This window comes from Paenibacillus sp. H1-7 (genome assembly GCF_022354825.1).
Classification (GTDB): Bacteria; Bacillota; Bacilli; order Paenibacillales; family NBRC-103111; genus Paenibacillus_S.
Genome location: NZ_CP031168.1, coordinates 1494231 through 1518234 on the forward strand (window position 1 = coordinate 1494231; position 24004 = coordinate 1518234).

A 24004-nucleotide genomic window follows, 5' to 3' on the forward strand; every position below is an offset into this window, starting at 1 on the left:
ATGGCTTGTACAGCATTTTCCTACCGATCGATTCGCCCTTTGCTTATTGACGCGCTGCTGTCAACTAGCGTTCACCGGCGCCTTGCTCAAAAGGGGTTTTAACCGGAATGAACAAGTCGATGATCCCGATAACCAAAGCAGCCAGAATTGCACCGATAAAGCTCGTCGATACCCCGCTGACGACAAATTGGGCCAGCCAGATGATGACAGCACTCGTGATAAAGCCTACGATGCCTCGTCCGAACGGCGTAATTTTTCTTCCGAATATGCCCTCGATGACCCAGGCTGCGATTGCGATAACCAGAGCCAGGAAAAAGGCGCTCCAGAAGCCGCCGACTTTAAAAGCCGGTACGATAAAGCTTACAAACATCAGCACCAAAGCGGATACGATAAACCTGACGATATGTCCAAGCAAATGCATCGCCGATACCTCCCTTAGATTTGGCGAACTTGCGTCCGCAGCGCTTAAGTTTTAATGCCATGCTGTTCGACGAGTTACTCGGTGCAACTAGTATTATTGCCTTCGGCTGTCTGATTATGTGCACGGGGGACCAGCCAGTTTTAGGGATTGGGAACCATCCGCTATAGTGTTGGGCAATTAAACATTCCGGAACGAACCGGTATAGTAGAAAATTAGCTAATCGTTGGGGCTTCGGATATAATATAATGAGGAATGTCTGCATCGGAACAGAAAGGAAGGACAGATTTGAACACCAAAATTTTAAAAACATTGGATTATTCCTCCATTTTAAATAAATGTGCACATCATGCGGCCACAGGGCTCGGCAAAGAACGGGTCGAGCAGCTGCTGCCAAGCGGCGATTTTGAAGAGGTCAAACGTCGTCTGAAGGCAACCGATGAGGCCGTGAACGTGAATCGTCTCAAAGGCGGGGCGCCTTTTGGAGGAATCCGGGATATTAAAACGGCGGTACACCGGGCACGCATCGGCGGCATGCTGAATCCGGCAGAGCTGTTTGATGTAGCCAACACCATTTTCGGCGGCCGGAGGCTGAAGCGGTTTTTGCATGATGTGCATGAGGACTATGCCATTGAATCGCTGCTGTTTTTGACGGAGCAAATTGCCGAGCTGAAGACGACGGAGGATAAAATCAAGCTGTGTATCGACGACAACGCCCAGGTAGTCGATTCCGCAAGCCCGGAGCTGGCGCGCATTCGCCAGGAACTGCGCACAAGCGAGACCCGAGCCCGCGACCGGCTGGAGCAGATGGTTCGGACGCCGTCCATTCAAAAAATGCTTCAGGATAATCTGGTTACGATCCGCAACGACCGGTATGTAATCCCGGTAAAGCAGGAATACCGCGGCCACTTCGGCGGTATGATTCACGATCAGTCTGCATCGGGAGCGACCTTGTTTATCGAGCCGGAAGCGGTAGTGCAGCTCAACAACAGGGTTCGCGAGCTGAAGCTGAAGGAAGAGACGGAGATCGAGAAAATACTTCGGATGCTGACGGTACTCGTAGCCGAGGTGGCGGATGAACTGCTCGGTAATGTGGACGCCTTGTCCGAGCTTGATTTCACCTTCGCTAAGGCGGGCCTGGCTCACGATATGAAAGCGACGCTGCCGATTCTCAACGATCGCGGCTTTATCAAGATCAAACGCGGACGCCATCCGCTCATTCCAATAGAATCGGTAGTACCGCTCGATATCGAGCTTGGTAACCGGTATACGACCATTATCGTTACTGGACCGAATACAGGCGGTAAAACCGTCTCGCTGAAAACGATCGGTCTGCTGTCCTTGATGGCGATGTCGGGATTGTTCGTCCCGGCCGAGGAAGGCAGCCAGCTGTGCGTCTTCGACGCGATTTATGCGGATATCGGAGACGAGCAAAGCATCGAGCAGAGCTTGAGTACATTCTCCAGCCATATGACGAATATCATTCGCATTTTGCGCGAAATGACGCCCAAGAGCCTCGTGCTCCTCGACGAGCTCGGAGCGGGCACGGATCCTGCCGAAGGGTCGGCTCTCGCCATCTCGCTGCTGGAGTATATCCACAAGATGGGCTGCCGCATCGTGGCTACTACGCACTACAGCGAGCTGAAGGCGTACGCCTTCGACCGGCAGGGCATCATCAACGCCAGCATGGAGTTCGACGTCCAAACGCTGAGTCCTACGTACCGCCTGCTTGTAGGCGTACCGGGACGAAGCAACGCGTTTGCGATTGCCGAGCGGCTGGGGCTGGCGAAATCGATCATCGACCATGCCCGCGGCCAGGTCGGTGAAGAAGACCAGCGCGTCGAATCGATGATTGCGACGCTCGAAGAAAACCGTTTGACCGCGGAAGCGGAGCGTCAAACGGCAGAACAGCTCCGCCGCGAGGTCGAGAGCTTGCGGGTGAAGCTCGAAGCGCAGCAGCAGCGCTTCGAGGAGCAGCGCGACCGCCTGTTCGAGAAGGCGGAGCGCGAAGCTCAGGACGCGGTCGCCAAGGCGCGCCGCGAGGCCGACGAGATTATCGCCGATCTGCGGCGAATGCAGCGGGAAGCGAACGAGGTGAAGGACCATCACCTGAGCGATGCCAAACGCAGGCTCGATCAGGCCGTGCCTGAGCTGCGCAAGAAGAAGGCCGGATCGCAGCCGGCTAAGCGCAATCCGGATAAGCTGGAGGCGGGCGACGAGGTACTCGTCACCAACCTGCGCCAAAAAGGCCATATCGTTGAAATCGTCAGCGATACGGAAGCGATGGTCCAGCTCGGCATCATGAAGATGAAGGTGCAGCTGGCCGATCTGGAGCTCGTCAAAGCCGCAGCGTCGGCTCCCAAAAAGCCTCAGCAAACGGCAGCCAGCTTAAAGCGGACGCGCGACGAGAATGCGCGGATGGAGCTTGATTTGCGCGGCTCCAATCTGGAGGATTCGCTTATCGAGGTCGACCGGTTTCTCGACGAATCGTATTTGGCCAATTTCGGCCAGGTGTATATTATTCACGGCAAAGGCACCGGCATTTTACGTACGGGAATACAAGAATTTTTGCGCAAGCATAAGCACGTCAAGAGCTATCGCATCGGCAATTACAATGAAGGCGGTACTGGGGTCACCGTAGCCGAATTGAAATGACAAAATTTTATATTTCATTGCGATGAAACTCTAGCGCCTGTTGCTTCGTATGAATATATGTAAACATCGATGTTACTGAATCAAGTTTAACCAGCTTTTTAAATACAGTGAAATTCATGGGAGGAATTTACTAATGGGAATCTTTAAACGGTTGAGAGATTTGACTATGGCTTCGATCAATGATCTGCTGGACAAAGCGGAAGACCCGGTGAAAATGCTGAATCAGTTCCTCCGCGATATGGAAGAGGATATTAACGAAGCGGAAGTGGCGGTTGCCAAGCAAATCGCCGTAGAGAAAAAGTTCAAGCAGCAATACGAAGAAGCTCAGGAAATGGTGCTGAAGCGTGAGGAGCAGGCTTTGAAGGCATTGGAGCAAGGCAACGAGGACTTGGCCCGCCGTGCCCTTCAGGATAAGAAAGAGCATCAGGTTCGTTTTGAAGAAATGAAAAAGCAATACGATGTGGCTAAAGGCAATGCCGACCGTCTGCGCAATCAGCTGTCGGAAATGAAAGACGAGTTCACGAAGCTGAAGAACAAGAAGGACCTGCTCGTAGCCCGTGCCGAAGCCGCTAAAGCTCAAAAGCAAATTAACCAGGCTATGTCCGGCTTCGGAACGGATAATGCAGCCAAAGGCTTCGACCGCATGTCCGAGAAAGTACTGCAAATGGAAGCTGAAGCGGAAGCAAGCAACGAGCTTCGCTCCAAGTCCCGCAGCTTGGACGACGAGCTGGATCAGCTCGGCAAGAACGACGGCGTGGATGATGAGCTGGCCGCGTTGAGAGCGAAGCTTGCTGCGAAGAAGGAATCTTAATCGCCATAGCGAAATAAAATAGAAATCGACGAGATGAGAGACTGGGCTTACTGCCTCAGTCTCTTCAACCGTTAATGCAGGTTGATTCCAATCCCCATGCTTTACCTTAAGGGAGGTGTCAATAATGAATGAAGAGGTGGATGTGTTGTTAAGTAATCCTTACGTGGAAACGTTAGCATTTTTCTCTGTGGCCGTAGTGGCCCTCATTGTATTTTTGGCTATTTTTGAGCTGGTGACCAAATACAAGGACTGGGAAGAAATCAAGAACGGCAACCTGTCGGTAGCAATGGCTACAGGCGGTAAAATTTTCGGGATATGTAACTTGTTCCGGTTTGCCATTTTGAACAATGACTCCGTTCTTCATTCGCTGATTTGGGCGGGATACGGCTTCGTACTGCTGCTGGTAGCCTATTTTATTTTCGAATTTTTAACGCCTTACTTTAAAATCGACGAGCAAATCCAGAAGGATAATAAAGCGGTCGGCTTTTTATCGATGGTGATTTCCATTTCTTTATCTTATGTAATCGGCGCTAGTGTAACCTAATTGGTAGGACCGGCTGTTCATTCGGGAGGCATGCAATGAAGTACTTATGGGGCAGTTTGTTGGCCTTGGCTCTTGTATTTTTTGTCTGGGGCACTTATTATTTTATAAAACACGGCTGATAAGCCGAAGCGGAGGAATGTACGGTGTCTCAATCGAACGAGCAAGTGTGCCCATGGTGCCAGACCGAAATAGTATGGGACCCGGAAATCGGGCCGGAAGATAGCTGTCCGCACTGCTTTAACGAGCTTGGCGATTACCGCAGCATCAAGTTGAATCTGGGCGAAGATGAGAGGGATTCATCCGACGAAGAGGACGAAGAACCCGACGATCTGGACGAGGAGCTTGGTGATTTCGAAGACGATTACGGTGATATTGACGGCATGGATGATTACGAGGAAGGGGTTCAGCGCGTCTTGGATACGCAGGAGGACACGCCGGAATGCCCGACCTGCCACAGCTTTATGCTGCTGGCTGGAGCCGGGACGCTCTCCGACAATTATACGCCTGTCGTTCCGCAATCGTTGAACCAGCCTCTGTTGAAGCCGAAATTCGGCACGAGAGTTTTTGTTTGCCCATCCTGCTTCAAGGTCGAGCATGTGCTATCCGAGGCGGACCGCATGGCGATGGTCGAGCTGTTGAAGGAGCACGGCAGCAAATAAAACACCTGCTTAACCCAAAAGGGAATTCTCATTCGAGAATTTCCTTTTTTTTCATTTGGTCATGTTTTTCTCAGTTAGGGGAAGGTTAACTAGTACGTCATAATCCTACATAACAGGTGAGAAGCATGCATTCTGGAGTAAAAGATTTTCCGCACAAATGGGTGCGAAGCAAAGACCAGCGTCCTTCGTGGCGTTACGACGATCGGGAGCATTCCCCGTCCGGCAAGAAAAAGGGAGCATTGACGGGGCAGACCCGTCTGCTATTAACCGTCCAAGGCTTGGTGGCGGCAGCCAATGCTTTGTCCGGCACCTTCGTGAACGTCTATTTGTGGAAAGCGCGGCAGGAATTCGCCTTAATCGGCTGGTTTACGTTAATCAACCATCTGGCGATGGCGCTAACCTTCTGGATTGCCGGCAAATGGGTGAAGGAGCATAACAAGATGAACTGCTTGCGCGCAGGCGTGGCGGTATCGGCTTTGTTTTATTTATTGGTGCTGTGGTTTGGAAGCTCGGCCGTCAATTATTATCTGCTGCTGGGAGTCATTCAAGGCGTGGCGTCCGGATTGTTCTGGCTTGCCTTCAATGTCGTTTACTTTGAAGTGACGGATCCCGGCAACCGGGACCGGTTTAACGGCTGGGCGGGGCTGCTCGGCTCGGGAGCGGGGATGATCGCTCCTTGGATATCAGGCTTTTTGATAGTCCATTTGAAGCAAACGAACGGATACCGGGTTATTTTTACGATTTCGCTCGCTGTTTTCATTTTGGGGGTCATCTGCAGCTTTTTTCTGAAAAAACGCAAATCCGTAGGGCACTACGAGTGGTTTCTTACGCTGAGGTGTCTGAGGGAAAAGGGTACGATGTGGAGAACCGTATTCATGGGGCTTGTCGCTCAAGGCTTTCGCGAAGGGGTATTCGGCTTTATGATCGGCCTGCTTGTGTTCGTTCATACCGGCAATGAGATGAAGCTGGGTAACTTCTCTCTCATCACTTCCGCCGTTTCCCTGGTCAGCTTCATGATCGCAGGCCGCCTGTTGAAGCCGAAATACCGAAGAGGCGCGATGCTGATCGGAGCCATTGCGATGGTTGCTGTCATATTGCCTTTCTTCTGGAAAGTAAATTTTCTGACATTACTCATCTTCGGGATTGGAGTCGGCGTGTTTTTCCCGCTTTATTCGATTCCGATGACTTCATCCGTATTTGACCTCATTGGCGGGAATGCCGACAGCGTAAGGCTAAGGGAAGAATATATCGTTATGCGCGAGCTCGCGCTTAATATCGGGCGAATATCGGGGACCGCCATCTTTATTCTTATCGTCACCCTAACTTCGGCGCCGTCCGCCATGAACTGGCTGCTGCTCGGAATAGGCAGTACTCCGCTTGCCGCGTGGTTTTTCATGCGCAGAGTTGCTGGAGGTAAGGCGGCTCAGGCGGGGAACAAAGCCTAGCTCCTTAAGCTATGCTTCCTTATTCGGGTAAGCCTGCATGACCGCGCATGACATGAGTGCGCAAGCCTCTCGCCTTGACAAAATGAAGACCGCCGTTACAATTAGGACGATAAGGTGTTGCGTTCAGCAGGACGGAAAGGTACGGAAGGGGATTGGCATAATGACGAAAAACAATCGGATGGTTAATAGTATTACGGAGCTTATCGGAGACACTCCTGCGGTACGGCTAGGCCGGATGACGGGCGAAAACGACGCGGATGTATATGTGAAGCTGGAGTATTTCAACCCAAGCGGCAGCGTGAAAGACCGCGCGGCTTTCAATCTGATTTTGCAGGCGGAGAAAGACGGCATCCTGAAGCCCGGAGCGACGATAATCGAGCCGACCAGCGGAAACACGGGAATCGGTCTCGCCATGAACGCCGCGGCCAAAGGGTACAAGGCGATTCTTGTCATGCCTGACAATATGACGAAGGAACGTATTAACATATTGAAAGCATACGGCGCTAACGTCGAGCTCACTCCGGCGGAGGAAAGAATGCCTGGGGCGATCCGCCGCGCTTTGGAGCTGAGAGACGAAATTCCGAACAGCTTCATTCCTCAGCAGTTCGAGAACAAGGCGAATCCGGATATTCACCGGACGACGACCGCTATGGAAATTATCGAGCAGATGGAAGGCAAGCTGGATGCGTTCGTGGCGACGTCCGGAACGGGCGGGACGATTACGGGCACCGGGGAAGTGCTGCGGGAGAACATCCCCGGCATTAAGATTTACGTCGTGGAGCCGAAAGGCTCACCGGTGCTGTCGGGCGGTAAGCCGGGTCCGCACAAGCTCGTTGGGACAAGCCCTGGCTTCGTACCGGAAATACTTAATACGAATGTATATGATGAAATTATTCAGGTTGCCGATGAGGATGCTCTGCGTACGACCCGGGAGCTGGGAAGCAAAGAAGGCATCCTTGTAGGGCCTTCTTCGGGAGCGTCGGTATGGACGGCTTTGCAAATTGCCAAGAAGCTCGGCAAAGGCAAGCGTGTCTTGTGCATTGCGCCGGATACCGGAGAACGTTATTTGAGCATGGGCATTTTCTCATAAGGGAAGCCTGTGAAACTCGAAATGGACTGTAAGCTTCCGCGGCGGAGTATCAGTGGTGAATCTCCCATTTGCGCTGCTGTTGTGGAATCCTCTGGAGCGAATGTACAGAAATGTTTGCCCGTCGAACTAGGGCTAGGCGAACCTATCGGACAGGAAATCCGCTATTTATTGGATTGATGCTGCTTTTGCAGTGCTATCGGACCGAGAGTCCGCTATTTGCAGATTTCACCCCAAAAAACAGTAGTTTTTGGTAATATAACGGATCTGTAGTCCGATCGCCCTGCAAATTGATCACTTTTTGATGGAATAGCGGATCTACGGTCCGATAACCCTGCTACAGAGCGTTAGGATGTAATGGCGACATACGGTCTGTACTTGGGGTCAGCTTAAAGTATTGGATGCCAGCATCCCTCGCCACCCTAACACAAAATTTGCTCAAAGCTCAGCGCCTCGTTCGAGGTGCTGTTTTTCTGTGAAACCCTATGTACGGAAAAAGCTGCAAGGGTACCCGCGGGGACCTACCTCCAGCGGCAGCCTGCGCTCTTCCGGGAGATCCCCTTTTAGCATTTTCAGATAAACTGGGTTACTCTATAGATAAGTTTTTCGTAGGAAAACTGGTTTCGCAAGCGGAGATACCGCACGTCCCCTTGGGTAAAATGGGGATCTCACAGCACAGCGCCTCGTCCGGGGCACTTTTTTGCATTGAAAAATCGGGACGTAAACATTATGTAAATATGCTGAATAAGTATTGAATAAAAATTCATGTACATGTATAATTATAAACATAAGAACTCAGTAGGAAGGTGATTGTTTTGATCATTGCATTGGATAATGTGCTTCCTGCACAAGGACAGCTACAGGAGCTTCTGGCTTCCGTCGAGGAGAATGGCAGCGAATCCGGACTTGTATATGAAACGTATTGCCAAAGCCGCTGCGTCGTCGCCGCTTACGATAAAGGACGTCTGGTCGGATTAGGCAGGCTGGCCGACGAGAGCGGAGCAGGTAATCATTATGAATTTACCGTGCTTCAGGATTACAAAAACAGGGATATTGAAGCCTACATGCGCAAGCTGCTTTCCATTCAACGCATCTGACTTGTAACAACAACATCCCCATAAAATACAGCCCCGGGCCGCCGTGTCCGCGGGCTTTTTTGCTTGCAGAGGGCGCGCTCCGGTTGAGGTTGCCGAGCACGGTGAATTTTATTTTGCAAAAAGTCTGCGGTTGGGTGTAATATGAAGTAATAATTTAGTTTGTATTTTTTTAGCGAAAATTTGAGAGCATGCTTAACGGGGATAGTTCTATACCGGGTTGTGTGCCGGGTTCCCTGCAGCAAAAGGAATGGGCATCTTGTTTTCGCTTCGCAGGGTATATTTGAGGAGGGTTAACCACCGATGGAACAGTTTAAAATGCGTATTATTGAGCTGCTTAAGGAAGACGCGAGAAGAACGCCTGCTTTAATTGCGACCATGCTGGGAGCCTCGGAGGCGGAAGTAACGGAAGCGATCAAACAGCTCGAGGAAGCGCACGTCATTATTAAGTATGCGCCTATCGTAAACTGGGCGAAGGTAGACAACGAGAAGGTTACGGCCTTGATCGAAGTACAAATTACACCGGAGCGCGGCCGCGGCTTCGACGCTATTGCGGAGCGCATTTACTTATATCCAGAAGTCAAATCCGTTTACCTCATGTCCGGAGCGTACGATTTGCTTGTCGAAATCGAAGGCAAAACGCTGAAAGAGGTCGCAGGCTTCGTGTCGAACAAATTGTCTCCGATCGATCGCGTGTTATCGACCAAAACGCATTTTATTTTAAAGAAATACAAGCAGGACGGCATCACTTTTGAAGACCATGAGGACGATCGCCGTATGTTAATTTCACCGTAAAGGATGAATAGCGATGATCAACCAACAGCAAGGAACCACTTCCAAATCCATGTCGGATTACTTGGCGCCATTAGTAAGAGAGATACCGCCTTCGGGCATCCGCAAGTTTTTTGATCTCGTCAGCGCGAGCAAGGACATTATTTCGCTCGGCGTCGGCGAGCCGGACTTCTGTACGCCATGGCATGTGCGTGAAGCTTGTGTGTATTCGTTGGAGCGCGGCAATACGAAGTATACGCCCAATGCAGGCATGCCCGAGCTGAGGGAAGCTATCGCCGAGTATTTGTACGATTCGTTCCATACGCCGTATGAGCCGGCAGATGAAATTCTCGTTACGGTTGGCGGCAGTGAAGCCATTGACTTGGCATTGCGGGCTTTGATCGTGCCAGGGGATGAAGTGCTCGTGCCGGAGCCGTGCTACATATCCTATTCACCGATTACACGGATCGGCGGAGGGATTCCGGTAGGTATTGAAACGTTCGCCAAGGATAACTTCAAGCTGACGCCGGAAGCGTTAAAAGCGAGCATCACACCGAAATCGAAGGTGCTGATCCTCTGTTATCCAAGCAATCCGACCGGCGGAATCATGACCTACGAGGATTGGCTGCCGATCGCCAAAATCGTGGAAGAGCACGATTTGATTGTTATTTCCGACGAGATTTATGCCGAGCTGACCTATGAGCAAAAGCACGTGAGCTTCGCATCGATTCCGGGAATGCGCGACCGGACGATTCTCGTCAGCGGCTTTTCCAAGGCGTTCGCCATGACGGGCTGGAGAATGGGCTATGCCTGCGGTCATAAGGATTTGATTTCGGCGATGCTCAAAATCCACCAGTATACGGTAATGTGTGCTCCGGCTATGGGTCAGGTGGCAGCTCTGGAAGCGTTGAAGAACGGGATGGAAGAAAAGGACCGCATGGTGGAGTCTTATAATCAGCGGCGCCGTCTGGTTGTGCAGGGCTTCCGTGAGATCGGTCTGGAGTGTCATGAGCCTCAAGGCGCATTTTATGCATTCCCTTCCATTGCGTCTACAGGCCTAAGCTCGGAGGATTTTGCCCAGCGTCTGTTGCATGAAGCGAAGGTTGCAGCCGTGCCTGGACACGTGTTCGGACTGGGCGGGGAGGGCTTTGTACGCTGTTCTTACGCCACTTCGGTCAACCAGCTGCTCGAAGCAATTGACAGAATAGGTAATTTTATCCGTAAATTATAGTTTCGACAAAAGTAGTCATTTCCAACCTCGTGAAAAACTGGTATCTTTAATAGTATAGAAGGTTCATGCCATTATTCTTGTATGAGACTTCTGAGTCTAAAGATATGCTTTTGAAGGGGGGATGAAAATGGCTTTTCCTGAATATCGGCTTAGGCAGTATATGGATATTAGCTGGATTCGAGAGAAAGATGATCGAGCCAAGTGGATTTTTGGAAAAAAGAAACAGTCTTCATCTGCCTTATCTTTAGAAGAAGAAATTTATAATCTGCGTTTGGAGCTGGAGCAGCTTGTTCAGCGTGAGAAAAGTCTGACGTCTCCGAACGTCGTAGAGATCAGCATGATGCTGGATAAAAAAATCAATGAATATATGAATCAATACAAGAGGAACCGGTGAGGTTCCTTTTTCGTTGCTTGCGAAACGGTAAGGCGAAAGCGATTTGTGCAACACATATTCCCTTCTTATCTTTTTTGATACAACCTCGACTTTTATGATATGATGAGGGCTAGAAATAGAGAGGAATTCTCGCGTAAAGATTGCATAAGGAGAGGGATCATGAGAGGCAAAATCATGCTTATGCTGATGCTGCTGGCAGTGCTTGCCGGCTGTGGCGGAGGGCCGAAGGCCGACGTACCGATGTTTATGATGGGGTCCAATGGCATTCCTGCCGAGGTGGGAGACAAGCTGCAGGCGGCATTGCAGACGAAAGTCGGAACGGCGCCGACCGTTAGCATCGTGACGACACCGATTTTTTCTATGGAGAAATTAATAGTGGAAATCGCTGCGGGGGAGAACGGCATCATTGTCGTGCCTACGGAGCAATTCAAGCAAATCGGCCAGCAGGGCGGCTATGTCAGTCTGGACAATGTGGCGAAGCAGGAGGATTTCCCTGACGGTGTGCTGGAATTGCCGGTAGACACCAAAGACGGGGCTGCGAAAAAAGAAAAGCATCTGTACGGGATTCCTTTGGAGCAGTCCAAATGGTTCACGGAGCTGAAGCTGAACGGCAAAGATTTGGTAGCTTTCGTCCCGGCCAATGCCAAAAATCAGGATAAAGTGATGCAAGTGATGAAGATCATCGCTCAAAAATAAGCAAGCGACATACAACAGTGATAGTTCAAGGTGCTACCAAGTATCGGATTCATAATTTCATAGATTCGAAGAGGTGCCTGCGAGCAGGAAGCTTGCTTGCGGGTTAAAAGGGAAGCCGGTGACAATCCGGCACGGTCCCGCCACTGTATTTGGAGTGACCCTCATGAAGCCACTGTACCCTGTCACGGGAATGGGAAGGCGAGGCGTCGCAAGATCCATAAGTCAGGAAACCTGCCTCGTTCGAATACCGACCGACCTTTTCGAGGAAAAAAGGAGCGTCACGCACAAACGGTTCTCGGTTGAGAGCCTGATTGCCGTTTGATAAGCCGTAAGCCCTCTGATTCCTTTTCCACAAATGAATCAGAGGGATTTTTTTGCTGCTTTCCAAGCCGGTTTCCGGTTTTTAGTTAATAGCAATACAATTGATAAGATTCCGGGGTCATCTCGGAAGAGAAAAGGGAGTTATATGGATATGACAAGCAATCATTCACGTAAAAGCACGAAAAAATGGCTGGCCGCCGTACTGGGCCTTGCGCTGGTATTCAGCGCCGCCGGCTGTGCGCCGAAGCAACCGCAGCAAACACAGCCTCCGGCAACCGGCAATTTGGTTGATCCTCCCAAGGCGGGCGGGAATCAAACCGGTCAGCCGGCCGCTCAAGCCAAAGCGACGGTATATCCGATCAAGGTGAAAGATGCGACAGGCAAAGAGTTTACCTTCGAGAAAGCGCCGTCCCGTATCGTATCGGTATCCCCGAGTGAGACGGAGACGCTGTTCGCCCTGGGCTTGGGAGATAAAGTGGTCGGGGTATCCGATTTCTGCGATTATCCGGCGGAAGCGAAGTCGAAGCCGAAGATGGGCAGCATCGTGAAGCCGAATGAAGAGGCGCTGATCGGTGCTAATGCCGATGTCGTGCTGACGGGCGTATCGATGAAGGTTCCTGTCGTGGAGCAGCTGAGAGGCTTGAAGGTCAACATGTTCAAGGTGGAGCCGAAGACGATCGACGACGTAATGAACAATATTATTATGTTCGGCCAAATCTTCGATAAGCAGGAGCAGGCGGAGAAGCTCGTCGCTTCGATGAAAGCGGATCGTCAGAAGGTGACGGATGCCGTGAAGGATTTGAAGCCGGAGCAGAAGAAAAAGGTGTTTATCGAGTTCTCTCCGGGCTGGACGGTAGGAAAAGGCGAGTTCATGGATGAGCTGATCACGCTGTCCGGCGGCATTAACGTATCTTCCGACGTCACGGGTTATGCCAAGCTTAACGAGGAGAAAGTGATTGCGGACAACCCGCAGGTCATTTTGTACCCGAAAAACCTGATCGACGAGCAATCGAAAAAATCGATGGATCAAATTATTAAGGAGCGCAGCAGCTGGGCTTCGATCGACGCCGTCAAAAACAACAAGCTGTCCGGGGTGGACAAGGACACGATCAGCCGTCCGGGGCCGCGCATTACGGCAGGTCTGCTGGAGGTTGCCAAGGGCATCTATCCGGAATTGGTGAAATAGGATGAAACGGAGGCTAACCGTTTGGGGAGGAGCGGGAATTCTGCTCCTTCTTCTTTCCGTGACGATCAGCTTGTCGATCGGTACGGTTCATGTGCCCATTGTGCACGTGTGGAAAATATTGCTGCATCACGTGCCGTGGATCGGCACATCCGTGCAGCCGGACTGGCAGCCGGCCTCCGAGCAGATCATCTGGCGCGTCCGATTCCCGCGCGTGCTGTTAGGGCTGCTCGTCGGAGCCTCACTCGGCATTGCGGGAGCCGCCTTCCAAGGAGTGCTGCGCAATCCGCTGGCCGACCCGTATACGCTCGGCGTTTCCTCGGGCGCTTCGGTCGGCGCGTCCTTTCTCATTTTGTTCGGCTTGCAGTTTGCGCTGCTGGGCATCTGGACGGTACCGGTAGTGGCGTTTTTCACAGGCGTCCTGTCGCTGGTGACTGTACTCTTGCTGGCCAGGACCGACGGTAAGCTGCGCATGGAGGCGTTAATTTTGTCCGGCGTCGTCATGCAGGCATTTCTCGGCTCTTTCGTGTCGCTGATGGTGTCCATGTCGAAGCAGGTCATTAATGAAATCGTGTTCTGGTTAATGGGCAGCCTTGCGCTTCGGGGCTGGTCGTTCTCGCTTGTACTGCTGCCCTATTTGGCAGCAGGCGCGCTGATTTTGCTCGGATATGGCCGAGCTATGAATTTGCTTGCGCTTGGGGAGCAGCAGGCGGCCTACCTGGGCATCCGTGTCGAGAGGACGAAGGTGGTTGTGCTCACATGCGCAACGCTGGTTACTGCGGCAGCCGTGTCCGTATCGGGCGTCGTAGGCTTCGTAGGACTGATCGTCCCGCATTTGCTGCGACTGCTGGTCGGGCCGGATTACCGGCTGCTGCTTCCTTTATCGATCATTGGCGGCGCTTTCTACGTATTGTGGGCGGATACGCTGGCCCGAACGCTGCTCAGTCCGACGGAAATTCCTTTAGGGGTAGTGACCGCATTTATGGGGGCGCCGTTTTTTGCTTATTTGCTGAAAAGAAACAAGCGGATATCCGGAGGCTAGTCGATCGGATATCGCTGACGGAGCTCGCAGCTCTGCACTGCGACTGATAAGTGAAGGGGGGCGTAAGGGATGCCGAACGAGATCATCGAGGCAGATGATGCCGGTCTAGCCTATAACGGGCAGACCGTATTGAAGCAAATCCGGTTCTCCGTACAGCAGGGGGAATGCTTCGGCATCATTGGGCCTAACGGCAGCGGCAAATCGACGCTGCTCAAGCTCATTGCCGGCATCGAGAAGCCGGCATCCGGCCAAGTGCTGCTGGAGGGCAAGCAGGCGCATTTGTATCCGCGCAAGCAGCTCGCGCAATGGGCCGCCGTGCTGCAGCAGGATGCGCTGCCGCCCCTTGGCTTCACGGTGCGTGAGATTATCGGGATGGGACGGTACCCGTTCCAAAATTGGCTTGGCGACGAGAAGGGAGCTTACGATGCGGAGCAGCTGATCGACGGCATCGTCGAGCGGCTGCAGCTGCAGGAGCTTCAGCACCGCAGCATCGACCGGCTGAGCGGCGGTGAGCGGCAGCGTGTGGCACTTGGCAAGGTCATGGCGCAGCAGCCGCGGCTTTTGCTGCTGGATGAGCCTACCACTTACCTGGATATCGGATACCAGGTGCAGATGATGGAATGGATCCGGTCGTGGCAGCAGGAATCCGGGTTGACGGTGGTAGCCGTCCTTCATGAGCTGAATTTGGCGTCGCAATATTGCGACCGGCTGATGATGCTGCAGGAAGGGCTGGTCGTCGGCATCGGGAGACCGGAGGAAGTGATCCGCAGCGAGCTGCTGGAGCAGGTGTATCGGACTCAGCCGATCGTGCTTAAGCATCCGGTATCGGGTGTACCGCAAATTTTGCTGCAGAGCGCCGCAGAGGGCGCTGTGTCTAATAAAGCTAGGGAGAGGAGTCATACGGATGTCTAAAGCGTCATTGTATCAGCTTGCGGGCGAAATAGGGCCGCTGCATTCATCAGCCATCGAGGCGGCGGGCCGTCACCTCGATCAATTGACCAAGCCGCCGGGGAGTCTCGGCAGGCTGGAGGAGGTAGCCCGGCAGCTGGCGGGCATTACAGGAGAGACCGTACCGTCCTTAGGGAAAAAGGCGGTTATCGTCATGGCAGGCGACCATGGAGTGTGCGAGGAAGGTGTGAGCGCATTTCCGGCGGAAGTAACGCCGCAGATGGTGCTTAACTTCCTGAACGGCGGAGCGGCCGTCAATGTATTGTCGCGGCATGCCGGAGCGGATGTCGTATGTGTCGACATCGGCGTTAATGCCGAGCTGGATCATCCGCAGCTCTATTCGCGCAAAGTGCGCAAAGGGACGCGCAACATGGCGAAGGAAGCGGCGATGACGGAGGAAGAGGCTCTGCAGGCGATTCAAGTCGGCATCGATCTCGTCAAAGAGCTCGTCGACGACGGCTATTCACTGTTCGCTACAGGCGAGATGGGGATAGGCAATACTACGGCGAGCTCCGCTCTGTTAGCCGTGCTTACAGGCACGGATATCGGGACTGCGGTCGGCCGGGGGACGGGCATCAACGACGAGAAGCTGCTTCATAAGCAAGCGGTCATTGAGCGCGCGATTAAGCTGAATCAGCCCGATGCGGACGATCCGATCGATGTGTTAGCCAAACTGGGGGGGCTGGAGATTGCCGGTCTCACCGGCGTCATTCTGGGGGCTGCGCTGCATCGCCGCCCTATCGTCATCGACGGCTTCATATCGTCGGCTGCGGCTCTGATTGCCAGCCGAATCGCTTCGCAGAGCGTATCGTATATGATTGCCTCGCATCTGTCGCAGGAAACGGGGCATGCGCGCTTGCTGGAAGCTGTAGGCTTGTCGCCGATGCTGCACATGGATATGCGGCTCGGAGAAGGGACCGGAGCCGTACTGGCTTTCCCGCTCATTGAAGCCTCGGTGAAGGTGATGAAGGAGATGGCTTCGTTCGCTTCGGCGGGGATATCCTCATCCGATCAATAAGTGAGAAGGAGGAGGACTTATGCTCGTTTTGGTAACGGGAGGAGCGCGCAGCGGCAAGAGCTCTTTTGCCGAGGCTTACGCTTCGAGTCTGGCCGGGGAGGGCGTTTACATCGCCACGGCCCAGGCGTATGATGAGGAAATGAAGGATCGGATCGCATTGCACAGACAGCAGCGGGATGAAGCCGGCTACCGATGGACCACCGTGGAGCAGCCGTATGAGCTTGCGGGGGTTCTGATGCAATGGGCGTTGAATAAGGAAACAGGCTCGGAAAAAGCTGCCGGCAGCCCGAAGGCTCCGGTAGTTCTGATCGATTGTCTCACCTTATGGCTGTCCAACTGGCTGCTCCGTTATGAGCAGGAGCCGGATGCGGAACAGCGTGTGAAGGGAGAGCTGGATCAGCTGGTTGCCGCCTGCCGGCGTTTCGCCGATAGCGGCCGTAATCTCGTATTGGTTACCAATGAAGTCGGGTACGGTCTTGTACCCGAGTACAAGCTGGGCCGGCAATTTCGCGATTTGTCGGGCATCATGAACCAGCGGCTGGCACGCGAGGCGGAGCAAGTATTCCTTGTGACAGCCGGCATTCCGATAGAACTCAAGAGCCGGGCTTTTCGCTTGTAGCGGCTTTCGGCAATAGAGCGGGCGGTGGACGAAGGTGTTGTTTTATTCCTGGCAGGAGACGGCATGGATGCTTGTCGCTGCCATTGTTATTGATTGGTGGGTCGGCGATCCGCGCTGGCCGACGCATCCGGTTATCCGGATCGGACAGTGGATTCGCTGGGTGGAATCGAAGCTGCACCCGTCAGGGAGCTCCCGCGACGGTTCTCCCGCATCGCAGCGTCTGCGCGGGGTGATGCTGACCGTTTCCACTCTGGCGGTAGCATTTGCAGCGATAGGGCTTCTGCTATGGGCGGCCAGAACAGTTCACCCGTGGCTCGGTTATGCGGTTAACACATGGTTCATCTCGACGACCATTGCCATCAAAGGGTTGAAGGACGCTGCGATGAAAGTGTTCATTCCTTTGTCGGAGGGACGGATGGAGGAGGCCCGTACCTACACAGGCTACATTGTAGGACGGGATACATCGCAGCTGGGCGAAGCTGAACTGACAAGGGCTACGGTGGAGACGGTAGCCGAAAATACGGTGGATGCAGTCGTATCTCCGCTGCTCTATGCTTTAGTAGGAGCGGCTCCGCTTGCTATGCTGTATCGTGCGGCGAATACGCTCGATTCCATGGTTGGCTATAAAAATGACAAATACTTATATTTCGGCTGGGCGTCAGCTCGCTGGGACGATGTAATGAACTGGATTCCGGCACGCTTGACCGGATTGCTGCTTGTGGCGGTCGCCGCCTGCCGGAAAGGCTGCTCGGCGGTTAGGGCAACCAAGGCGGTGTTCCGCTTTGCCCGTCTGCATCCGAGCCCGAACAGCGGCATCCCGGAATCGGCGGTTGCGGGAGCGCTCGGCATTGAGCTGGGCGGCACCAACGTATACCACGGCCGGACCAGCGAACGGGCCCGGATGGGCTGGCCGCTCCGGGAACGGCGGATGGACGATATTGTCCAGACCGTACGTCTGCTGTACGGCGTAAGCATTTTGATTGCGGGAGGGCTGTTGTGCGCACTTGGCTGGACTTTATGGTAAAAGGGTTGGCGGGCTGTGCCGCAGCCTTTCAATTTTTGACCCGGCTTCCCGTTCCGGTGACACTGCATTACGACGATGCGCTGTTTCGCCGAAGCGTCGTATTTTATCCGCTTGTCGGAACGGTTCTGGGTGTGCTGCTCGGCTGCGCCGGATTGCTGTTTCAAGGCTGGCTGTCTCCGGGCGTTACGGCGGCGATTATGCTCGTATGCTGGATCGCTATGACCGGAGGCTTGCATCTGGACGGATTGATGGACACGGCGGACGGCATTTTCAGCTACCGGTCGCGGGAGAAAATGCTGGAGATTATGAAGGACAGCCGGGTGGGAGCCATGGGAGTCATCGCCTGCGTCCTGCTGCTGCTGTGCAAATGGACGCTGCTCCAGCAATGGCTGCCTCTGAGCTGGGAAAGCACCTTGTTTGCCCTGCCGCTAGCCACATTGTGGAGCCGTTGGTATATGGTCGTTGCGATAGCTTGCTGGCCTTATGCCAGACAAGGGCAGGAAGGCGGAGGAGGGCTCGGATCGTTTTTTCGCGGGCTTGGAGCGAAGCATTTGGCGATCCATACGGCGGTTGCGCTGCTGCTGTCTTGGCTGCTGGTGGTTTGCATGAGGGAGGCTCCTTTTTCCGTACAAGGACTGTTAATCGTCGGCTTGGCCGTGCTGACCAGTGGGCTAGGAGGAGCTATGATCAGCCGGTTTCTCAGCAGCAAGCTGGGAGGTCTTACCGGCGATACTTACGGGGCGATGAACGAAGTGCTGGAGACGGTGCTGCTGCTGGTGCTGTACGGCGTTATCCGCTATGTGTGAGCTTCGTTCGGCAATTGTCCGAGCCCGAAGTAAAGGATGAAGGGATATGCATAATAACCTATACGAGAAAGGGGGATTCACTATGCTGGAACGGCACGGTCATGGAGGCGATCTGTGGACGGCGGCGGAAATGTTCGGGAAAAGCAAGGACGAATTTCTAGATTTCAGCTCGAATATGAACCCGCTGGGGCCGCCTGCGGCTGTCCAGACGATTTTGCGGGACCGCTGGCGCGACGTGATCGCTTATCCGGATCCTGCGGTTCGCGAGCTTATCGGCAAGCTGGCGGAGAAGTACAACATTCCGACGGAGTCGATTCTGGTAGGCAACGGAGCGGCGGAGCTGATCGATCTTGCAGTACGCGTCATTCGCCCGAAGGTGACGGGATTGGCGCGGCCGTCCTTCTCGGAGTACGAGGATGCCGTGAACAAAACGGGCGGAACCATCCGTGAAATCCGCTTGGATGAAGCACACGCATTTACGCTGCAGCTGCAGGAAGTACAGGAGGCGCTTGCCGATTCGGATCTTTTGTTTCTCGGCTCTCCGAACAATCCGACCGGTCGTCTGCTGCCGCAGGATGTAAGAGAGCTGCTTGCAAGAACGGACAAGCCGGTCATTTTGGACGAAGCATTTATTGATTTCTGTCCTAATGAACAGAATATTTCGTTAATCCGCCAAGCCGCTCGGTCCAGGCATTTAATGGTCATTCGTTCGATGACGAAGTTTTACTCGATCCCGGGACTGCGGCTTGGCTTCATCGTTGCCCATCCGGATCGCATTGAGGAGATGCGCGCCCAGCAAGTACATTGGAGCGTCAATACGCTGGCTCAATTGGTTGGAGCCGCCGTATTGGATGACGACGAGTTCGAACGGCGCACGCATGCTTGGCTTTCGGAGGAGCGCCCATGGCTCGTGGACAGACTGCAGTCGCTCGGCTTGATCGTAACGCCCAGCCAAACGAACTATTTGTTGTTTTCGCTTCGTGGTCTGGGACTTCAAGTCAAAGAGCTGCAGGCGGAAATGGGAAAGAGAGGCGTGCTTATCCGCGACGCATCGCTGTTTCCGGGGCTGGACGAGACTTATGTCCGGGTTGCCATTCGTTTGCGGGAGGACAACGAGCGGCTGGTTCGCGAGCTTCAGGCATCGATTCTGGAGCTGCTCGGGCGTGGTGACGGAAAGCCGTTGCATGTGGAAGCTTCGGTTGTTTCGCTTCCAACGGCGCCGCCGATCGTTCAAGCCTATCGTGAGGAAGCCGCAGGGGCAGGCGGGGCTTTGGCAATACAGAGTGGAACGGGCTCTATCGATTCTGTTAGCGGGACGGAGCGGAGCGCGGGCCTTTCCCCGGCTGTCGTCGGTGCTGAATCGTCACTAGCTGCAACGCTTATGGTGCAGGGAACGTCCTCGGATGCGGGCAAAAGCCTTATTACTACGGCGCTATGCCGTATTTTGCTGCAGGACGGCTTGAGCGTAGCTCCCTTCAAATCGCAGAACATGTCGCTCAATTCGTACGTGACTCCCGACGGCAAGGAGATTGGGCGCGCTCAAGGGATGCAGGCCGACGCCTGCCGTATTCCCGCGACTACCGATATGAATCCGATCCTACTGAAGCCGAAAAAAGATATGGTCTCCCAGGTGGTCGTGCACGGGAAGCCTTACCGCGATTTGGATGCACGGACGTATCGCGAGAAATATTTGGACGAAGCGGAGACCATCGTCAAGGATTCGCTGCGAAGACTAAGACAATCGCATGATGTCGTTGTGCTTGAAGGAGCGGGGAGCCCTGCGGAGGTCAACCTGAAAAGCCGCGATATCGTCAACATGCGGCTGGCCGGTTGGGCCGATGCGCCGGTTGTGCTGGTCGCCGACATTGATCGCGGCGGTGTATTTGCTTCCCTTGTCGGTACGCTGGACATTTTGAGCGAGGAAGAGCGGGACCGTGTAAAAGGCTTTATCATCAACAAATTCCGCGGCGATGTGACGCTGCTGCAGCCTGGGCTGGATTGGCTCGAGAATCGTACCGGCAAGCCGGTGCTCGGCGTCGTTCCTTATTTGCCTGATCTGGAGCTGGAGGATGAGGACTCGGCTTCGCTCGACCGCAAGCTGGCTACAGGCGTGCTGACTAGGGGAAGATCAGCTAGTGCAGCCGGCGTTATGGAGACGGAAAGTGCGTCCGCATCGACTCTGGATATTGCAGTGATCCGTCTGCCCCGGCTGTCCAACTTTACGGATATCGATCCGCTGCTGTATGAATCCGACGTCAGCTTGCGCTTTGTCCAGACGCCGGATGAGCTGGGACAGCCTGATGCCGTTCTGCTTCCCGGCAGTAAAAATACGGTCGACGACCTGCTCTTTTTGCGCCAGACCGGGCTGGAGCAAGCGCTGCTGAACCATGTAGGGCAAGGCGGCCGGATGGTCGGCATATGCGCAGGATATCAAATGATGGGCGAGCGGCTGCTCGATCCGGAGCTGGTTGAATCGGACCGTCCGGAAACGGCAGGACTGGGCCTTTTTCCAACCGAAACCGTGTTTACCTCAGACAAGCGTACCGTTCGTGCCGAAGGCTGGACGCAGCTGTACGGAAACCAGGAAGGCATCTCCCCTCAGGAGGAGCGTTACCCGATCCATGGCTACGAGATTCACATGGGCCGAACCCGCTTTCTGCAGCCTGTAGAGCACCCGTTTCAGCTGCTGGACCCCGATGGGGGTGCGGGCGTCCATGCGGATGGCGCCGTAACCGGAGACGGCAAGTGCTGGGGGACTTATGTGCACGGAATTTTGCATAACGACGATTTCCGCCGTGCGTGGCTGAACGAGCTCCGCCTTAGCAAGGGACTGGAGCCTGCTCCGGCGGAGCTGCGGTTTCAGGCAAGACGAGAGGCTGCGTTCGACCGGCTGGCGGATCACGTAAGAAGCCACTTGGATATGGAGCGTCTCTATGAGATGATGGGAGTACGAAATTGAAGGAGGAGAACGTGTGAGAATTTATACGCGAACCGGCGATGCCGGACAAACCGGGGTCATCGGAGGCCGAGTCGACAAGGATGACGTGCGGGTGGAGGCCTATGGCACGGTCGACGAGCTGAATTGTTTTGTCGGTCAAGCGATGGGATTCCTTGATCCGGCGATATTCGCCGATTTGTTGGCTGACTTGCTGGAAGTGCAGCACGAACTGTTTGACTGCGGGTCCGACCTGGCGCTGCTTAAGCAGGAGCTGCGGCCTTACAAGGTGACGGCGGAGATGGTCGACAGGCTGGAGACATGGATTGATAAATATGACGCGGAGACGCCGGACATTAAAAAGTTCATTTTGCCCGGAGGGGTTCAGGCTTCATCCGCTTTGCACGTTTGCAGGACGATCTGCCGCCGTGCCGAGCGCCGGGTGGTGACGCTTGCCAGAACCCAGCCGATCAACGAGCAGGTTCGCCGTTATTTGAACCGGCTGTCGGATTTCTTCTTTACGGTCGCACGGCTGGCCAACGTGAGAAGCGGCGTTCAGGATGTGGAGTATGCGCGCAGCGCCGAGGTGTTTCGCCGTAAATGAAGCCTTACTATGAACCGCTAGTCTATCATGTCTCGCCTGAAGAAGAAGGAATTCTGCTCAAGACGATTTTGCAGAGCAGGATGGGGCTGTCGCGCAAGCTGCTTTCCCGGCTGAAGCTGACGGAGCAGGGCATCACGGTCAACGGGCAGCGCAAGTATATCAGCGTGCGTGTCCAAGCGGGAGATGTCGTGGAGGTTCGGATGGAGCAGGAGCAGTCCGACGATATTTTGCCGCAGGACCTGCCCTTGACCATCCTGTACGAGGACGACCATCTGCTGGTCCTGAACAAGCCTGCAGGGATGATCGTTCATCCGACGCACGGTCATTACGTGAATACGCTGGCCAATGCCGTCGTCTACTATTGGCAGCAGCAAGGCTGGAATTACCGGTTCCGGCCGATCCACCGGCTCGATCAGGAGACGTCGGGCACACTTGCCGTAGCCAAAAATCCGTTCATCCATCAGCAGGTTTCCGAACAGATGCAGGCCCATGAAGTGAAAAAGGAGTATCTCGCGCTGGTTCACGGAGCTGTCGCCAGTGACGAAGGTACGGTGAACGAGCCCATCGATCGAGACCCGGAGCAGCCGCATCTCCGCATCGTAACGGAGAGCGGGTATTCGGCGGTAACGCATTACCGCGTCGAGCGCCGATTCCGCGAAGCGACGCTTGTGCGGCTGTGGCTTGAAACAGGAAGGACGCATCAAATCCGCGTACATATGAAGCATTTGGGCCATCCGCTGCTTGGCGACAAGCTGTATAAGCTGGAAGCGGGCGGGTTGGGCCGCAGCATGGAAAGCCCGTCCGATGATGATCCGGCCTGCAGCGGAAATAAAGCTCCCGACGGAGAGTTAGGCACGGCGGCTCAGGAGGATGCCTTCGGGCTGGAGCGCCATGCGTTACATGCCTGCTCCCTGGGCTTCGTCCACCCTGCTACCAAGCAGTGGATCGAGTTTCACGCGCCTTTGCCGGAAGATCTGGAGCAGTGCATTCGCCTGCTGCATGATCTTGGATGAGGAGACTTTGCGGAAGCTGCAAAGTGAGCTTGTCGAGAAGTAGTATAATCCGGTGGGGTATGCTCCTCCAGCCGCTGTTGAAGCCTGTGAAGCTGATTAAATTTAGTTGTAATTTCGCAGGTTTCAAAGACGGACGTAAACTCCTCCAGGGTTTCTCGATAGCCTGAGACTTTGCGGAAACCGCAAAGTCTTTTTTTCGTATATATAGAGACCCGCGCTTCCATATTGGGGTCAGCTTGACAATAGACCGGCTTTAGCCGAAAATTTAATGAAAACCATTGTGTTCCAGAAGGAGTAATGACCACCATGAGCAAAACCGTTACCGTATACCAATATCCCAAATGCGGCACGTGCCGAGACGCTATGAAATCGCTCAAAGCCAAAGGGCTGGAAATCGAGCCCATACACATATTTGATACGCCTCCCAGCGTACAGGAGCTGAAAAGAATGATAGCCGACAGCGGCCTCGACATAAAAAAATGGTTCAACACGTCGGGTGAAGTGTACAAGGAAATGCAGCTGAAGGATAAGCTGCCGCAAATGACCGACGAGCAAAAAGTCGAGCTGTTAGCCTCCAACGGAAGGCTTATCAAACGGCCAGTCGTTACGGACGGCACCAAGGTGACGGTCGGATACAAAGAAGAGCAGTACGAAGAGGCCTGGTGCCGCTAATGGACTGTAGGAAG

The 24004-nt window shown here is 54.0% G+C and carries 23 protein-coding genes, 1 pseudogene and 1 riboswitch; of the genes and pseudogenes, 23 read left to right on the forward strand and 1 reads right to left on the reverse strand.

The window, feature by feature from the left end; all coding sequences use genetic code 11:
- Positions 1-64 precede the first annotated feature (64 nt).
- Positions 65-421: a phage holin family protein gene (locus tag DVH26_RS06770; RefSeq protein WP_239632519.1), complete on the reverse strand. Its 357-nt coding sequence runs from the start codon at positions 419-421 to the stop codon at positions 65-67.
- A gap of 285 nt (positions 422-706) precedes the next feature.
- Between DVH26_RS06770 and DVH26_RS06775 the strand changes: the two genes are divergently transcribed.
- The 23 genes and pseudogenes from DVH26_RS06775 (at position 707) to DVH26_RS06885 (ending at position 23990) form a co-directional block, all read left to right on the forward strand.
- Positions 707-3073 (forward strand): endonuclease MutS2, encoded by a 2367-nt coding sequence (locus DVH26_RS06775; protein ID WP_345774044.1) that lies wholly within the window; start codon positions 707-709, stop codon positions 3071-3073.
- A 133-nt stretch (positions 3074-3206) separates the two neighbouring features.
- Complete coding sequence (locus DVH26_RS06780) at positions 3207-3884, forward strand: PspA/IM30 family protein (protein ID WP_239632523.1); 678 nt, start codon at positions 3207-3209, stop codon at positions 3882-3884.
- Positions 3885-4008: 124 nt separating this feature from the next.
- Positions 4009-4428: a DUF350 domain-containing protein gene (locus tag DVH26_RS06785; protein WP_239632525.1), complete on the forward strand. Its 420-nt coding sequence runs from the start codon at positions 4009-4011 to the stop codon at positions 4426-4428.
- 143 nt (positions 4429-4571) lie between these two features.
- Positions 4572-5087, forward strand: coding sequence for a hypothetical protein (locus tag DVH26_RS06790; protein WP_239632527.1), 516 nt, complete (start codon positions 4572-4574; stop codon positions 5085-5087).
- 125 nt (positions 5088-5212) lie between these two features.
- Positions 5213-6532, forward strand: coding sequence for an MFS transporter (locus DVH26_RS06795; RefSeq protein WP_239632529.1), 1320 nt, complete (start codon positions 5213-5215; stop codon positions 6530-6532).
- A 160-nt stretch (positions 6533-6692) separates the two neighbouring features.
- Positions 6693-7622, forward strand: coding sequence for a cysteine synthase A (gene cysK, locus DVH26_RS06800; protein ID WP_239632531.1), 930 nt, complete (start codon positions 6693-6695; stop codon positions 7620-7622).
- Positions 7623-8434: 812 nt separating this feature from the next.
- Positions 8435-8716, forward strand: coding sequence for a hypothetical protein (locus tag DVH26_RS06805; protein ID WP_239632533.1), 282 nt, complete (start codon positions 8435-8437; stop codon positions 8714-8716).
- Positions 8717-9016: 300 nt separating this feature from the next.
- Positions 9017-9508, forward strand: a complete 492-nt coding sequence (locus tag DVH26_RS06810; protein ID WP_239632535.1) for an Lrp/AsnC family transcriptional regulator — start codon at positions 9017-9019, stop codon at positions 9506-9508.
- Positions 9509-9521: 13 nt separating this feature from the next.
- Complete coding sequence (locus DVH26_RS06815) at positions 9522-10715, forward strand: aminotransferase class I/II-fold pyridoxal phosphate-dependent enzyme (protein WP_275590456.1); 1194 nt, start codon at positions 9522-9524, stop codon at positions 10713-10715.
- Positions 10716-10842: 127 nt separating this feature from the next.
- The gene (locus DVH26_RS06820) at positions 10843-11109 is read left to right on the forward strand and encodes an aspartyl-phosphate phosphatase Spo0E family protein (protein ID WP_239632537.1); all 267 of its coding nucleotides are present in this window, start codon (positions 10843-10845) and stop codon (positions 11107-11109) included.
- Positions 11110-11268: 159 nt separating this feature from the next.
- Positions 11269-11805, forward strand: coding sequence for a hypothetical protein (locus tag DVH26_RS06825; protein ID WP_239632539.1), 537 nt, complete (start codon positions 11269-11271; stop codon positions 11803-11805).
- A 54-nt stretch (positions 11806-11859) separates the two neighbouring features.
- Positions 11860-12058: riboswitch (cobalamin riboswitch) on the forward strand.
- 219 nt (positions 12059-12277) lie between these two features.
- Positions 12278-13312: an ABC transporter substrate-binding protein gene (locus tag DVH26_RS06830; protein ID WP_239632541.1), complete on the forward strand. Its 1035-nt coding sequence runs from the start codon at positions 12278-12280 to the stop codon at positions 13310-13312.
- 1 nt (position 13313) lies between these two features.
- Positions 13314-14351, forward strand: a complete 1038-nt coding sequence (locus tag DVH26_RS06835) for a FecCD family ABC transporter permease (RefSeq protein WP_239632543.1) — start codon at positions 13314-13316, stop codon at positions 14349-14351.
- Positions 14352-14420: 69 nt separating this feature from the next.
- The gene (locus tag DVH26_RS06840) at positions 14421-15263 is read left to right on the forward strand and encodes an ABC transporter ATP-binding protein (protein WP_239632545.1); all 843 of its coding nucleotides are present in this window, start codon (positions 14421-14423) and stop codon (positions 15261-15263) included.
- Positions 15256-16317, forward strand: coding sequence for a nicotinate-nucleotide--dimethylbenzimidazole phosphoribosyltransferase (gene cobT, locus DVH26_RS06845; RefSeq protein ID WP_239632547.1), 1062 nt, complete (start codon positions 15256-15258; stop codon positions 16315-16317). Before DVH26_RS06840 ends, cobT begins: the two co-directional genes overlap by 8 nt.
- A gap of 19 nt (positions 16318-16336) precedes the next feature.
- Positions 16337-16936, forward strand: a complete 600-nt coding sequence (cobU, locus tag DVH26_RS06850; RefSeq protein WP_239632549.1) for a bifunctional adenosylcobinamide kinase/adenosylcobinamide-phosphate guanylyltransferase — start codon at positions 16337-16339, stop codon at positions 16934-16936.
- Between the two features lie 34 nt (positions 16937-16970).
- The gene (gene cbiB, locus DVH26_RS06855) at positions 16971-17960 is read left to right on the forward strand and encodes an adenosylcobinamide-phosphate synthase CbiB (RefSeq protein WP_239632551.1); all 990 of its coding nucleotides are present in this window, start codon (positions 16971-16973) and stop codon (positions 17958-17960) included.
- Positions 17933-18766: an adenosylcobinamide-GDP ribazoletransferase gene (gene cobS, locus DVH26_RS06860; RefSeq protein WP_239632553.1), complete on the forward strand. Its 834-nt coding sequence runs from the start codon at positions 17933-17935 to the stop codon at positions 18764-18766. Before cbiB ends, cobS begins: the two co-directional genes overlap by 28 nt.
- A gap of 130 nt (positions 18767-18896) precedes the next feature.
- Positions 18897-19841, forward strand: a pseudogene (locus DVH26_RS37220) (pyridoxal phosphate-dependent aminotransferase); the annotation flags it as partial.
- Positions 19842-20147: 306 nt separating this feature from the next.
- A complete protein-coding gene (locus DVH26_RS37225) occupies positions 20148-21725 on the forward strand; it encodes a cobyric acid synthase (RefSeq protein WP_239635300.1) in 1578 nt (525 codons plus the stop codon).
- Between the two features lie 13 nt (positions 21726-21738).
- Positions 21739-22305 (forward strand): cob(I)yrinic acid a,c-diamide adenosyltransferase, encoded by a 567-nt coding sequence (locus DVH26_RS06875; RefSeq protein WP_239632555.1) that lies wholly within the window; start codon positions 21739-21741, stop codon positions 22303-22305.
- Positions 22302-23318 (forward strand): RluA family pseudouridine synthase, encoded by a 1017-nt coding sequence (locus DVH26_RS06880; protein ID WP_239632557.1) that lies wholly within the window; start codon positions 22302-22304, stop codon positions 23316-23318. Before DVH26_RS06875 ends, DVH26_RS06880 begins: the two co-directional genes overlap by 4 nt.
- A 306-nt stretch (positions 23319-23624) precedes the next feature.
- Positions 23625-23990, forward strand: a complete 366-nt coding sequence (locus tag DVH26_RS06885) for an arsenate reductase family protein (protein ID WP_239632559.1) — start codon at positions 23625-23627, stop codon at positions 23988-23990.
- Positions 23991-24004: the final 14 nt, after the last annotated feature.

What these genes read in the sequence shown, in the direction of transcription:
- DVH26_RS06815 (WP_275590456.1), top strand. Translation starts at nt 9,522, where the DNA reads ATGATCAACCAACAGCAAGGAACCACTTCCAAATCCATGTCGGATTAC.
- cobU (WP_239632549.1), top strand. Translation starts at nt 16,337, where the DNA reads ATGCTCGTTTTGGTAACGGGAGGAGCGCGCAGCGGCAAGAGCTCTTTT.
- DVH26_RS06810 (WP_239632535.1), top strand. Translation starts at nt 9,017, where the DNA reads ATGGAACAGTTTAAAATGCGTATTATTGAGCTGCTTAAGGAAGACGCG.
- DVH26_RS06785 (WP_239632525.1), top strand. Translation starts at nt 4,009, where the DNA reads ATGAATGAAGAGGTGGATGTGTTGTTAAGTAATCCTTACGTGGAAACG.
- DVH26_RS06825 (WP_239632539.1), top strand. Translation starts at nt 11,269, where the DNA reads ATGAGAGGCAAAATCATGCTTATGCTGATGCTGCTGGCAGTGCTTGCC.
- DVH26_RS06835 (WP_239632543.1), top strand. Translation starts at nt 13,314, where the DNA reads ATGAAACGGAGGCTAACCGTTTGGGGAGGAGCGGGAATTCTGCTCCTT.
- DVH26_RS06840 (WP_239632545.1), top strand. Translation starts at nt 14,421, where the DNA reads ATGCCGAACGAGATCATCGAGGCAGATGATGCCGGTCTAGCCTATAAC.
- DVH26_RS06795 (WP_239632529.1), top strand. Translation starts at nt 5,213, where the DNA reads ATGCATTCTGGAGTAAAAGATTTTCCGCACAAATGGGTGCGAAGCAAA.
- DVH26_RS06880 (WP_239632557.1), top strand. Translation starts at nt 22,302, where the DNA reads ATGAAGCCTTACTATGAACCGCTAGTCTATCATGTCTCGCCTGAAGAA.
- DVH26_RS06770 (WP_239632519.1), bottom strand. Translation starts at nt 421, where the DNA reads ATGCATTTGCTTGGACATATCGTCAGGTTTATCGTATCCGCTTTGGTG.
- DVH26_RS06830 (WP_239632541.1), top strand. Translation starts at nt 12,278, where the DNA reads ATGACAAGCAATCATTCACGTAAAAGCACGAAAAAATGGCTGGCCGCC.
- cobT (WP_239632547.1), top strand. Translation starts at nt 15,256, where the DNA reads ATGTCTAAAGCGTCATTGTATCAGCTTGCGGGCGAAATAGGGCCGCTG.
- DVH26_RS37225 (WP_239635300.1), top strand. Translation starts at nt 20,148, where the DNA reads ATGGTGCAGGGAACGTCCTCGGATGCGGGCAAAAGCCTTATTACTACG.
- DVH26_RS06885 (WP_239632559.1), top strand. Translation starts at nt 23,625, where the DNA reads ATGAGCAAAACCGTTACCGTATACCAATATCCCAAATGCGGCACGTGC.
- cysK (WP_239632531.1), top strand. Translation starts at nt 6,693, where the DNA reads ATGACGAAAAACAATCGGATGGTTAATAGTATTACGGAGCTTATCGGA.
- DVH26_RS06780 (WP_239632523.1), top strand. Translation starts at nt 3,207, where the DNA reads ATGGGAATCTTTAAACGGTTGAGAGATTTGACTATGGCTTCGATCAAT.
- DVH26_RS06820 (WP_239632537.1), top strand. Translation starts at nt 10,843, where the DNA reads ATGGCTTTTCCTGAATATCGGCTTAGGCAGTATATGGATATTAGCTGG.